The 12,524-nt window shown below is 66.7% G+C and carries 11 protein-coding genes; 6 read left to right on the top strand and 5 right to left on the bottom strand.

Annotated elements, in window-relative coordinates:
- The first annotated feature begins 25 nt into the window (after positions 1 to 25).
- The 3 genes from NWE53_RS00220 to NWE53_RS00230 all read left to right on the top strand — a co-directional run bounded on the left by NWE53_RS00220 (position 26) and on the right by NWE53_RS00230 (position 2,723).
- Positions 26 to 1,138 (top strand): ATP phosphoribosyltransferase regulatory subunit, encoded by a 1,113-nt coding sequence (locus NWE53_RS00220; RefSeq protein WP_265052399.1) that lies wholly within the window; start codon positions 26 to 28, stop codon positions 1,136 to 1,138.
- Positions 1,135 to 2,106, top strand: coding sequence for an ATP phosphoribosyltransferase (gene hisG, locus NWE53_RS00225; protein ID WP_265052400.1), 972 nt, complete (start codon positions 1,135 to 1,137; stop codon positions 2,104 to 2,106). Before NWE53_RS00220 ends, hisG begins: the two co-directional genes overlap by 4 nt.
- Positions 2,107 to 2,237: 131 nt before the next feature.
- Positions 2,238 to 2,723, top strand: a complete 486-nt coding sequence (locus tag NWE53_RS00230) for an META domain-containing protein (protein WP_265052401.1) — start codon at positions 2,238 to 2,240, stop codon at positions 2,721 to 2,723.
- 39 nt (positions 2,724 to 2,762) lie between these two features.
- On the opposite strand, the gene NWE53_RS00235 is transcribed toward NWE53_RS00230, so the two are convergent.
- From NWE53_RS00235 to groES, 4 genes are all read right to left on the bottom strand, one after another.
- Positions 2,763 to 4,856, bottom strand: coding sequence for an ABC transporter ATP-binding protein/permease (locus NWE53_RS00235; protein ID WP_265052402.1), 2,094 nt, complete (start codon positions 4,854 to 4,856; stop codon positions 2,763 to 2,765).
- Positions 4,857 to 5,234: 378 nt separating this feature from the next.
- Entirely contained in the window at positions 5,235 to 6,347 is a 1,113-nt protein-coding gene (locus NWE53_RS00240; RefSeq protein ID WP_442864917.1) for a branched-chain amino acid ABC transporter substrate-binding protein, read from the bottom strand.
- Between the two features lie 336 nt (positions 6,348 to 6,683).
- Complete coding sequence (gene groL, locus NWE53_RS00245) at positions 6,684 to 8,321, bottom strand: chaperonin GroEL (protein ID WP_265052404.1); 1,638 nt, start codon at positions 8,319 to 8,321, stop codon at positions 6,684 to 6,686.
- Between the two features lie 48 nt (positions 8,322 to 8,369).
- Positions 8,370 to 8,657, bottom strand: coding sequence for a co-chaperone GroES (groES, locus tag NWE53_RS00250; RefSeq protein WP_061964603.1), 288 nt, complete (start codon positions 8,655 to 8,657; stop codon positions 8,370 to 8,372).
- 227 nt (positions 8,658 to 8,884) lie between these two features.
- Here groES and NWE53_RS00255 point away from each other — a divergent pair, with 227 nt between their 5' ends.
- Both NWE53_RS00255 and NWE53_RS00260 read left to right on the top strand, forming a co-directional pair.
- Complete coding sequence (locus tag NWE53_RS00255; RefSeq protein WP_265052405.1) at positions 8,885 to 9,340, top strand: MarR family winged helix-turn-helix transcriptional regulator; 456 nt, start codon at positions 8,885 to 8,887, stop codon at positions 9,338 to 9,340.
- Between the two features lie 69 nt (positions 9,341 to 9,409).
- Positions 9,410 to 9,892 (top strand): PaaI family thioesterase, encoded by a 483-nt coding sequence (locus NWE53_RS00260; protein WP_265052406.1) that lies wholly within the window; start codon positions 9,410 to 9,412, stop codon positions 9,890 to 9,892.
- Here NWE53_RS00260 and NWE53_RS00265 read toward each other — a convergent pair.
- Positions 9,879 to 10,721 carry a DMT family transporter gene (locus NWE53_RS00265; protein ID WP_265052407.1) on the bottom strand — a complete coding sequence of 281 codons (843 nt, stop codon included), beginning with the start codon at positions 10,719 to 10,721 and terminating at the stop codon, positions 9,879 to 9,881. The two genes, NWE53_RS00260 and NWE53_RS00265, sit on opposite strands and share 14 nt — an antisense overlap.
- 282 nt (positions 10,722 to 11,003) lie before the next feature.
- Between NWE53_RS00265 and NWE53_RS00270 the strand changes: the two genes are divergently transcribed.
- Positions 11,004 to 12,428 (top strand): lipopolysaccharide biosynthesis protein, encoded by a 1,425-nt coding sequence (locus tag NWE53_RS00270; RefSeq protein ID WP_265052408.1) that lies wholly within the window; start codon positions 11,004 to 11,006, stop codon positions 12,426 to 12,428.
- Positions 12,429 to 12,524: the final 96 nt, after the last annotated feature.

Raw genomic sequence — 12,524 nt, forward strand, 5'->3', positions numbered from 1 at the left:
CGCTCGCAACAGGACAGGACGCCCCGTGCCCGCCAGCCGCGCCAGCATCGACACCGTGATCGCGCTCTTTGCGGGCGAGGGTTATGCGCGGGCGGAGCCCGCCATCCTCCAGCCCGCCGACGTCTTCCTCGATCTGTCGGGTGAGGACATCCGCCGTCGCATCTTCATGACGCAGGATGCCGATGGCCGCGACTGGTGCCTGCGCCCCGAATACACCATCCCCGTCGCGCTCGATCACATCGCCTCGGGCTCGACCGAGCCGGCGGCCTATGCCTATGCCGGGCCGGTCTTCCGCATGCGCTCGGGCGAGCCGGGCGAGTTCCAGCAGGCCGGGCTCGAATCCTTCGGCCGGGACGATGCCACCGCCGCCGATGCCGAGATCATGGCGCTCACCATCGACACCACCGCCGTGCTCGGGCTGAAGGCGCCGCGCATCGCTATGGGTGATGTCGCGCTGCTTGGCGCGCTGCTCGATGGGCTGGCGGTGCCGCAGGGCGCGCGCCGCCGTCTCGTGCGCGCCGTCGTGCAGGGCAAGGGCGCGGAAGCCGTTGATGCGCTCGATCCGCCCGCGGCCGATGACGACGCCGCCCATGCCGGCCTGCTCAAGGCGCTGGAAGGGCAGGACCCCAAGGCCGCCCGCGCCTTCGTCGAGGATGTCCTGTCGATCGCCGGCATTTCGACGGTCGGTGGACGCACGGCGGGCGATATCGCCGAGCGTTTCCTGGCGCGCGCCGCCGAGCGCGAGAACCCGGTCAATGGCGACGTCAAGGCGCTGCTCGCCCAGGTGCTCGCCGTGTCGGGCGATCCGGATGCGGCCTCCGCGGCGCTGCGGGCGCTCGCCGATCAGGCTTCGCTCGATCTCGGCCGGCAGCTCGATGCCTTCGACGAGCGCACCGGCTTCCTGGCCGCGCGCGGCGTCGATGTCGGCGCCATCCAGTTCTCGGCAGGGTTTGCCCGAAATCTCGACTACTACACCGGCTTCATCTTCGAGCTGCACGACGACACCCGTGGCGATGGCAAGCCCGTCGCCGGCGGCGGCCGTTACGACAACGTCCTCGGGCGCCTTGGCGCGGGCCGGCCGATCCCGGCCGTCGGTGCCTCGCTCTGGCTCGACCGCCTGACGGGAGAAGCCCGATGACCGATGCGCCTCTCGTCCTTGCCGTGCCCTCGAAGGGGCGGCTGCAGGAGAACGCCACCGCCTTCTTCGGTCGCGCCGGGCTGAAATTCGTCAAGGCCAGCGGCGAGCGCGGTTATCGCGGCACGATCGCTGGGCTTGATGGCGCGGAGGTTGCCTTCCTCTCGGCCTCCGAGATCGTGGCGCAGCTCGCCTCGGGCGCCGCCCATATCGGCATCACCGGCGAGGACCTCGTCCGCGAGCAGCTCCCGGATGCCGATGCGGCGGTCGAGATGCTCACCCCGCTGGGCTTCGGCCATGCCAATGTCGTCGTCGCCGTGCCGCAGGCCTGGATCGACGTGCGCAACATGGCCGATCTCGACGATGTCGCCTCGACGATGCGCGCCCGCCATGGCCGCAAGCTCCGCGTCGCCACGAAATATGTGCACCTGACCCGCCGCTTCTTCGCGCAGCACGGCCTTGCCGATTACCGCATCGTCGAAAGCCTCGGCGCCACGGAAGGTGCGCCGGCTGCCGGCACGGCCGAGATCGTGGTCGACATCACCACCACCGGCGCGACGCTCTCCGCCAATGCGCTGAAGGTGCTCGATGACGGCGTGATGCTGGCCTCGGAGGCCAATCTCGTCGCGTCGATGCAGGCGCCCTGGGGCGATCGTGCCAAGGCCGCCGCCAGGACCATCCTCTCCCGCATCGCGGCGGAGGAGGAGGGACGCACGGTCCGGGAAGTGCGCGCGAGCCTCGCTCTCGCGCCGGATGTTCTGGCGGCACTAGAGGAGCGCTTCGGGGCGCGTCTTCCCTTTGGCGCGCCTGCGCCCGGCGCGCCGCTCACGCTGCATTGCCCGGACAAGGTCGTGTTCGCGCTGGTCGAGCATCTCGACGGGCTCGGCGCCGACGACGTGACCGTGACGGCACCGGCCTATGTCTTCCGCCGTTCGAACCGCCTGCTCGAGCGGCTCAACGCCAGGATCTGAAACGATTTTCCGTAGCGGAATGCTTTCCGCCGCGCTTCAGCCTTGATCCTGAGCCAATTGGCCTCTAGGCGTGTTAACCGATTTTGACGGCACGTCGCGCTGCCGCGCGAGTGAATGCAGGTAAGACGATCATGATCCGACGCCTTGGCCTTGCGGCCGTTCTTGCTGGCCTGGCCGTGCCGATGTTGATGCCGGGCGAGGCCGCCGCGCAGCGCCGCCAGCAGATGCCGTCCCGCTCCGAGCTGGGCGGCGGACAGACCGAGATCCCGCAAGCCCAGCAGGAGAAGACCTTTCCGCTGGGTGCGAGCTGGAGTGTCGTTCAGCTCAACGGCAAGCCGGTCTACGACCGGCGCGCGACGCTGCTCATCGACAAGAACCTGCGCGGCACCGGCTTCGGCGGCTGCAACACCTTCTCGGCTTCGGCCTATCCGCTGCGCCAGCAAGCGCTCGCCGTGGGGCCGATCGCGCTGACGAAGCGCAGCTGTGACAAGGGCGCGCTCGAATTCGAGCGCGCCTTCCTGACCGCGCTGCGCGCAACCCGCAACTGGGACCTCGTCAATGGGCGTCTCGTGCTCAAGGGCGCCGCGGGCGAGCTGACCCTCAGCCGCTCGCTCTGATCGTTTCGATCCCGACCGGACCGTTTCGCGCCGGCTGCCTCAGGCAGCCGGCGTTTTTGCTGTCGGCGTCGGCGTGAAGGTGCCGTCCGCGTTCGGCTCCATGATGACGATGGCGTCATGCATGGCGCGCAGCGTCGCGCGGTGGCCGATCGAGACGATGCGGGCCTCGGGCAGCTCGGCATCGATCGTGCCGTAGATCTCGCCTTCCAGCTTCTCGTCGAGCGACGCGGTGGCCTCGTCGAGGAAGAGCCAGTCCGGCTTGCTCAGCAGCGCGCGCGCGACGGCCAGCCGCTGCTGCTCGCCGCCGGAGAGCCGCTGCCCCCACAGATCGATCTCGTCGAGCCTGTCGGCGAGATGGCCGAGCTTGACCTTGTCCATCGCCGCACGGATTGCGGCGTCGTCATAGGCTGTCTCTTCGGCCGGATAGGCCAGCGCAGCCCTGAGCGAGCCCTGCGGCAGATAGGGCCGCTGCGGCAGCAGCATGATCTCCGCGTTGGCGGGAATCCCGACCTTGCCGTCGCCGAAGGGCCAGATGCCCGCGATGGCACGGAACAGCGTCGATTTGCCGGAGCCCGAAGGCCCGATCAGCAGCGTCGAACGCGTCTTGCCGAGATCGAGTTCGCCGAGCTTCACGATCGGCTTGCCGTTCGGCAGCAGGAGCGTGGCGTTGCGGATGCGCAGGCTCTCGTCGCGCGAGGTCTCGCGGCCGAGCGCTTCCTCCGAAATCGGCCCGTGATGCGCGTCTGCGATGGCGGTCTCGAAGGAGGTCAAGCGGTTGATCGAGGCGAGGTAGGACGCGATCGACGAGTAGCTGTTGATGATGAAGGAGAGCGCGGTCTGCACCCGGTCGAACGCGCCGGCGACCTGCATCATGATGCCGAGCGTGATCGTGCCCGCGAAATAGTACGGCGCAAGAATGATATAGGGCAGCACCACGCTGAGCTGGTTGTAGGACAGGGTGAAGCTGGTGAGCTTCAGCCGGCGCCAGACCAGCCGGTAGAAGTTCTCGACGATGTCGCGGAAGCGCTGGGCCAGATGGCTGCGCTCGGTCGGCTCGCCCACCATCAATGCGATCTGCTCGGAATATTCGCGCAGGCGCGCCAGCGAGAAGCGGAAGTTCGCCTCGCGTTTCTCCTGCTCGAATTCGAGCCGGATAAGGGGGCGTCCGATGAGATGGGTCAGCCAGGTCGCGGCAGCCGCATAGAAGAACGCGACCCAGAAGATGTAGCCGGGGATGGCGAGGGAGGTGCCCGGCAGGGTGAAGGCGACGGGAATGTTCCAGAGGATGATCGAGAACGAGACCAGCGTCGAAACCTGCGAGAGCAGGGGCAGCGCGAAATTATAGGTTTGGTTGACGAAGGAGCGTGTGTCCTCGGCGATACGCTGGTCGGGGTTGTCGACGGTGCCGGCGAGCGCGATCCGGTAATGCGTGGCATGGTCGAGCCAGCGCTGCGTGTACTCGTTCGCCATGAACTGCCGCCAGCGGATCAGGATGGTGTAGTTGGCGAAGAGCTCGATCAGGTTGGCGACTACCCATATCGCGGCCCAGATGCAGAAGACGTAGAAGAGCTGATACCAGAACGCCGCCGCATCCTTGTTCTGCAGCGCGTCATACATGTCGCGATTGAAGAACGAGAGCCGCAGTGTGATGCCGACCTGCGCCTGGTTCAGCACGATCAGGAAGACGAACAGCGCGACGGCCAGCGTGCCGAGGCGGATATTGAACGGCCCGATCGGCCAGAGATTGGCGGTGGTGGTCTGGTCGGATTCGAAATAGGGCGATGCGATCCGCGATATGCGCGCGATGACCGGCACGAAGGAGATCGCGTAGATCAGGATGCCGAAGACGCCGACAGTGATCGGCAGGCTCGTGGGAGCCGGCGGGATCTGCAGCGCCTCGGACCACCAGCCGACCTGCGCCATGATCGCGGCGGCGCCGAACAGCAGATACTCGATGGCGAAGACGCCCGAAAATATCCGCAGGAAGAAGGACAGGCTCGGCGAGCGGAAGGTCACCACCGCGAGCAGCAGGCCAACGACGCCCATGCCGATCAGCCCGGCCGATCCGGCTTGCTGGCCGACGACCAGCGTGACGACCGCCAGCACGGCGACGAGAATGCTCAACAGACGCATGGGCTGAAATCCTGGCGGGAAACGGTGGGAGCCACGATTCGGACCATGTCGCAGCGGATAGGGCCTTTCAATGGCCATGCGCCTGGATGAGCAAATTGTCATCTGACGGACAGGCGCTCGCGAGGCGCAGGAAGGCGCTGGTTGCCTCCTGCTTTTCGTCGAGGCGCGGGTCATCCCGGACGCAGCGCAGCGGAGATCCGGGATCCATCATGGAGCGCCGTCGAGGCCCTCGATGGATCCCGGGTCGAGCCCGGGATGACGGCGTGGTTCGGTGAAACGAGGGCATGTTTTTCGAGCCAGAAAACGAAACGCCCCAGACGAGCGATGCTCGTCCGGGGCGCGAAGCTGGAGGGCCGGCAGGGTCGAAAGCCCCGCTCGTCAATCGGCCGAGACGATCTTGCCAGCATCCCATTTGTACATGGCGAAGCTCGGTGAGCTCAGGTCGCCGGTCTTGCCATAGGTCAGCGTGCCGATCGCCGTCTTGACCGGCATGCCGGATTGCAGCGCCCTGGCGGCCCCGCTGGCGTCGCCCGCCTTGCCGGCCTTCTCGATTGCGGCCTTGAGCACCTCGACCGCGGCATAGGCATTGAGCGTGAAGGCCTCGGGCGGAATGCCCTTCTCCTTCAGCGCGGCGACGGCCTGGGCCGAATCCGGGTTCTTCAGCGCGTCGGTGGCGTTGGTGAAGAGGGTGCCCGTGGCGTGGTCGCCGCCGATCGCGGCGAACTCGGTGTTGGACAGGCCCTCGCCGCCGATGATGGTCGCCTTGACGCCGGCATCGGCGAGCTGGCGGGAGAGCAGCCCGCCTTCCGGGTGATAGCCGCCGAAATAGATCAGGTCGACATTGGCGGCCTTGAGGCGCGTCACGACCGCGGACATGTCCTTGTCGCCGGGGTTGACCGTCAGCGCGGCGACCTCCTTGAGGCCGCCGGCATTGATGCCCTTCTGGAAGGCGTCGGCAAGGCCCTTGCCGTAAGTGCCCTTGTCATGGACGATCGCGATCTTCTTGTCCTTCAGGTTCTTCAGGACGTAGGTCGCGGCGATCTCCGCCTGCTGGTCGTCGCGGCCGCAGGTGCGGAAGACGTTGGTCAGGCCGCGCGTGGTCAGCGCCGGCGAGGTCGCCGTCGGCGTCACCATCAGCAGGCCGCTTTCCGCCAGCACGTCGGAAACCGCCATGGCGACGCCCGAGGTCACCGGCCCGACCACGAACTTGACCTTCTCGCCGACCAGGAGGTTGGCGGCCGAGACACCCTGCTTGGGATCGCCGGCATCGTCGGCGAGCTTCAGCACGAGCTTCTCGCCGAGCACGCCGCCGCTCTTGTTGATGACATCGACGGCGGTCTGGGCGCCGTTCTTCACCTGGTCGCCATAGGCGGCGACCGGACCGGTCAACGGCGCGACGAGTCCGATGGTGATGTCGGCCTGCGCAGCCTGGCTTGAGAGGAACAAGGCGGTCGCGATCGCGGCGCCCGAGAGGAAATGGGACTTTTTCATTTTCATCTCCCTACGACATGCAACTTATGCGCGCGATCCTGCCGTGGATCGCTTGTCGCCTGTATAGGCCATGACGAGCCGAGGGGCACTGCCTGCTTTTTCATCAGCTGTGGCGGGAAACGCATGGCTGCTGCTGGCCCGCTCCCGCGAAATCCTGATGCCGTCCCGGACGGAGCGAAGCGGAGATCCGGGATCCATGCCTGAACTCAGGCGGAGATGCTCCGGCGTGGATCCCGGGTCTCCCTTCGGTCGCCCGGGATGACGCGGCGCATGTTTGCTCAAACGAAAAAGGCCCGGCTTGCGCCGGGCCTTCCATAGTTCGCTTGGAGCGATGGATCAGAAATCCATGCCGCCCATGCCGCCGCCGCCCATCGGGGGCATCGGGGAGTCCTTCTTCGGCAGCTCGGCGATCATCGCCTCGGTGGTGATCAGCAGGCCAGCGATCGAAGCCGCGTCCTGGATCGCCGTGCGCACGACCTTGGTCGGGTCGATGATGCCGGCCTTGACCAGATCGCCGTACTCGCCGGTCTGGGCGTTGTAGCCCCAGGAGTAGTCCTTCGACTCCAGCAGCTTGCCGATCACGACTGCGCCGTCATCACCGGCGTTGTCGACGATCTGACGGGCCGGAGCCATGATCGCCTTGCGGACGATCTCGACGCCGGTCTTCTGGTCGTCGTTCTGGGTCTTGATCGACTTGACCGAGGACAGCGCGCGCAGCAGGGCGACGCCGCCGCCCGGCAGGATGCCTTCTTCGACCGCAGCGCGGGTCGCGTTCAGGGCATCGTCGACGCGGTCCTTCTTCTCCTTGACCTCGACCTCGGTCGCGCCGCCGACGCGGATGACCGCGACGCCGCCGGCGAGCTTGGCCAGGCGCTCCTGGAGCTTCTCACGGTCGTAGTCCGAGGTGGTCTCCTCGATCTGGGCCTTGATCTGACCGACGCGGGCCTCGATGTCCTTCTTCTTGCCGGCGCCGTCGATGATCGTGGTGTTCTCCTTCTCGATGCGCACCTTCTTGGCGCGGCCGAGCATCTGGAGGGTCACGGTCTCGAGCTTGATGCCGAGGTCTTCCGAGATCATCTGGCCGGCGGTCAGGATCGAGATGTCCTCGAGCATGGCCTTGCGGCGATCACCGAAGCCCGGAGCCTTGACGGCCGCGACCTTGAGGCCGCCACGGAGCTTGTTGACGACGAGCGTGGCGAGAGCCTCGCCCTCGACGTCCTCGGCGATGATCAGGAGCGGCTTGCCGGTCTGAACGACGGCCTCGAGGATCGGCAGCATCGCCTGGAGCGAGGACAGCTTCTTCTCGAAGATCAGGACGTAGGGGTCTTCCAGCTCGGCGACCATCTTCTCCGAGTTGGTAATGAAGTACGGCGAGAGATAGCCACGGTCGAACTGCATGCCCTCGACGACGTCGAGCTCGGTCTCGGCGGTCTTGGCTTCCTCGACGGTGATGACACCCTCGTTGCCGACCTTCTGCATGGCGGTCGAGATCATCTTGCCGACCGACTCGTCGCCGTTCGCCGAGATGGTGCCGACCTGCGCGACTTCCGCGTTGGACGTGACCTTCTTGGAGTTCTTCTTGAGGTCGGCGACGATGGCCTCGACGGCCAGATCGATGCCGCGCTTCAGGTCCATCGGGTTCATGCCGGCGGCCACCGACTTGGCGCCCTCGCGGACGATCGCCTGGGCCAGAACGGTCGCGGTCGTGGTGCCGTCGCCGGCATGGTCGTTCTGACGGGACGCGACTTCGCGAACCATCTGGGCGCCCATGTTCTCGAACTTGTCGGCGAGCTCGATCTCCTTGGCGACGGTGACGCCGTCCTTGGTGATGCGCGGAGCGCCGAACGACTTCTCGATCACGACGTTGCGGCCCTTGGGACCCAGTGTGACCTTCACGGCGTTGGCGAGGATGTCCACGCCGCGCAGCATCTTGTCGCGGGCGTCGGAAGAGAACTTGACGTCTTTGGCAGCCATGAGAGCTACTCCTTGAAATGGAAACGGAAGCGAGCGGTCAGGCGGCTATCAGCCGACGACGCCCATGATGTCGGATTCCTTCATGATGAGGAGATCCTGGCCGTCGATCTTGACCTCGGTGCCCGACCACTTGCCGAACAGGACGCGGTCGCCCTTCTTGACGTCGAGGGCAACGAGCTTGCCGGCTTCGTCACGCGCGCCGGAACCGACGGCGATGACCTCGCCCTCCTGGGGCTTTTCCTTGGCGGTCTCGGGGATGATGATGCCACCCTTGGTCTTCTCTTCGCCATCCAGGCGGCGGACCACGACGCGGTCATGCAAAGGACGGAACTTCATGGTTCTGTCTTCCTCTCGGTCTTATTCGGTGCGGGCGCCGCTGAAGGGCCCCGGGTGAGGCTGTTAGCAGTCACCTGACGGGAGTGCTAACAGATGCCGCGGAGATAGGCTTGGGGTCGCGGAGAGTCAAGGAAGCCTGCGACGATAAAGTGAACGCCGCCAGATGCGGCATCGCCGCCCTTCGCCTACCGGCTGCCGCCAGCGCTAGAACACGCTAAGATGGCCGAATGACGACACCCGTGCCCGACCCCCGCCTCGACGCCATCGCCCGCTCCTGCGTCGCGCTGCACGTCCGCATGACAGCGCGCGCCGTGACGCGCGCCTATGACGAGGCGATGCGACCGAGCGGACTGAAGATCACGCAGTTCGTGCTGCTCTCGGCCTTGAGCACGGGGCAATGGAAGTCGGTGACCGAGCTGGCCGAGCGCTTCGCGCTGGAGCGGACATCGCTGACGCGCAATCTCCAACTGCTGGCGGTCGAGGGAATGGTCGAGCCGGTCGAATGCCGCGGGCGCGCCTCCGTCTATGCCGTGACGGAGAAGGGCCGGGCCGCGATCGAAGCCGCCATCCCCTATTGGCGGGCCGCACAGGACAAGATCGAGGGCGGCTTCGGCGAGGAGCGCTGGCGCGATACGCGCGACGGGCTCAAGGCGCTGCGCAAGGCGGCGCGTGATGTGCGTTGACGCACGGCTCCGATTGACGCGCATGCCATCCTCTCTCTATCGTGCAGATACACGATTGGAGAAGAAGTCATGGATCGGACCTTTGGTGTTGTGTCCCGCGAGGTGCTGGTTGCGGATGGGGGCCTGAGCTTCTTGCGCGGCATCATTGCCGGCACCCAGCCGGCCCCGCCCTTCGCCCAGACCATGGATTTCGATCTGGTCGAGGCGGAGGAGGGCAGGGTCGTCTTCGTCGGTGTGCCGTCGGCGCGCTTCTTCAACCCGCTCGGCACGATCCATGGCGGCTGGACCGCGACGATCCTCGACTCCGCCATGGCCTGCGCCGCGCACTCCACGTTGAAGTCCGGCGAGGGCTACACCACGCTGGAGATGAAGCTGAACTATGTCCGGCCGGTCATGCCCGATAGCGGCACGGTGCGCTGCGAGGGCAAGCTGATCCATCGCGGCGGTTCGGTGATCACGACCGAAGGCAACCTGCGAGACGAGCGCGGCAGATTGCTGGCGCACGGCACGGAGACCTGCCTGGTCTTTCCGGCGAAGCCTAGCGCCGGCTGACCGCGACGGCGCCGGCCACGATCAACAGCGCGCCGAGATAGGTTGTGTACAGCGGCACCTCGCCGAAGACGAAGAAGCCGAGCAGGCTCGCCCAGATCAGCGCCGTGTATTCGATCGCTGCCAGCCGGGAGGCGGTCGCCCTGGCATAGGCCGAGGTGAGCGTGAGATGACCGGCGACGCCGAGCGCGCCGGCGACCAGATAGATCCCGAGGTCGGCAAGGCCCATCGGCACGAAGGCGAAAGCGGCGGGGACGGCGAGGCACAGCGCCGGCCCGACATTCTGGAAGGCGACGATGACGGTGGGGTGTTCCCGGACCGCGATCCGCCGCAGCAGGATCAGGTTGAAGGCGTAGCTCACCGCCGAGAACAGGGCGGCCGCGACGCCGAGACTGGCGCCGCTGACATGGCCCTGCAGCCGCGGCCAGACCATGACCAGCATGCCGGCGAGCCCGAAGCCGAGCGCCTGCAGGATGCGTTTGTCGATCCTCTCCTTCAACAGCAGGCCGCCGAGCAGCGCGACGAAGACCGGGGCGAGGAACGACAGCGTCAGCGCCTCGGCGAGCGGCAGCACCGAGATCGAATAGAAGAAGCTGCCGGCCGTGAGCACGACGAGGGGGATGCGCGCGACATTGCCGATGACGCTCGCGCGCGTCGGGCGGAGCGGGCGTGCGATCGCGAGGACGATCAGCGCGCAAAGGCCGCCCATCAGGAAGCGCATGAACAGCGCCAGGGCAAAGGGCTGATGCTGCATCTGGCCCTTCAGCACCGCATCCATGGCGGTGAGTAGGGCGATGCCGAGCGCGGCGCGCAGAGCGATCGACGAGGTCATGATGTCAGGCCGCGTCCATGGCTTTCCGGAAGGCGCCCGTGCGGACCATGGGCAGCAACTCCCGTCTAAGGCCGATCCCGGGGCGCGGATAGGGGAGGGGCGCACAGGCCCCCAATGCCGCCATTGCAGGTGTGAAAGCGCCGGAACGTCCCGGCGCCGACACCTCCCCGCTTGGAAAAGGGCCGCGCCGACGCTAGGCCGTATCGGGGCAGGCTTGCGGCAGCCGGGCGAATCGCGCGAACCGCCACATAGCGCCGCGCAGGACGAAGTGACCGAGAGGCGATGACCGTTCTTCTGCCCTTCATCGTCAATGCCGGGCTGAATTTCGTCCTCGGGCTGCTCGTTGCCCTGTTCCTCGGCCCCGCAGCCTTCGGGGTCTATGCGATCGGCGCCGCGATCGTCGTCCTGGTCAACACGGCGCTGCTCGACTGGCTGAAGCTCTCGGTCATCCGTTTCTATTCGGGCCGCGAGCGCGAACCCGGTATCCGCGCGACCCTCGATCTGCTCTTCGCCGGCATCGGCCTCTCGCTCTGCGCGCTGCTGGCGGCGGCGCTGCTGGCCGGCATCGATACGGGCCTGCCGATGACCCTGCTCGTCGTCGCCGTTGCCGGGGGCGTCGGTGCCGGCTGGTTCGACTATCACGGCGCCATCGCCCGCTCGCGCTTTCTCGATGCCGCCTATGCCCGTCTCGTCGTCGTCAGGAGTTCCGTTGCGCTCCTGCTGATGGTCGGTGCGGCCTGGCTGATGCGCGATCCCGTGCTCGTCCTTCTTGGCGGGCTCGTCAGCACCATCGTCTCGGTGCTCGCCGTGCGCCGCAGGCTGGCCGAGGACGGACCGAGCTTTGCCGCGGCGCGGGCCGACCTCGCCCGCAGCTTCGCGCGCTATGCGCTGCCGCTGGTGGCCGGCAACGCCGTCTATTCCATCATCCCGCTGCTCAATCGCGCGATCCTGGCGGATCGACTCGGTTTTGCGGAAGCCGGCTATTTCTCGCTCGCCTCCGATATCGGCCTGCGGCTTTTCCCCGTTCTGGCTTCGATGCTGGAGATCCTGCTGCTGCGAGAGGTCATCCGTCTCGACGAGACGCGGGGGCGGCTGGCAGCGCAGAAGCGCATCGCGCGCAATATGGCGTTGGTGCTTGCCGTCGTCCTTCCCGTCGCCCTGGGCTTCTGGCTGACGCTGCCGGCCTTCGAGCGGGTCTTCGTGCCGGTGAGTTTTCGAGGTCACTTTGCCAACCACATGGCATTGCTGCTGCCCGGCTTCGCGGCGATCGCGCTGTTCCAGGCGGCGATCTACCCGGTCTTCCTGCTGGAAAGGCGTACGCGCGTCGCGGCGCTCGCCGCTCTGGTGGGGCTGGTGGTCAATCTCGCCGTCATCTACCTGCCGCCGGGAGCGTTTGCGCCCGGAACGATCGCAATCGCGCAAAGTGCCGCCTTCGTCACGGCGTTTCTCGTCACCGGCTTGGTGGCCTTGCGCGCGCTGCCGTCCTGGCCGCCGCTGCACGATATCGGCTGCATCATCCTCGCCGGTGTCGTGATGGGAGCGGTGGTCTGGCCGCTGCAGAACCGCTTGCCTGCCTTGCTGGAGCTGCCGCTTCAGATCGTCCTCGGCGGGTTGGCCTATGCGGCTGTCATCCTCGCTTGCGATATCGGCCGCTGGCGCACCGGCCTGAAACTGCGGTGGCTCGCCCGAAAGAGCGCGCGGCGATAGCGCCCGCAACTTTTCCTTCACCCTGACATTTGACGCCGCGCTAAGGTTAATTCCGTGAATTGAGCGGTTTGGGCCCGGTTTGGACCCGCAAACCTC

The sequence above is a fragment of the Bosea sp. NBC_00550 genome, from assembly GCF_026020075.1.
Lineage (GTDB): Bacteria > Pseudomonadota > Alphaproteobacteria > Rhizobiales > Beijerinckiaceae > Allobosea.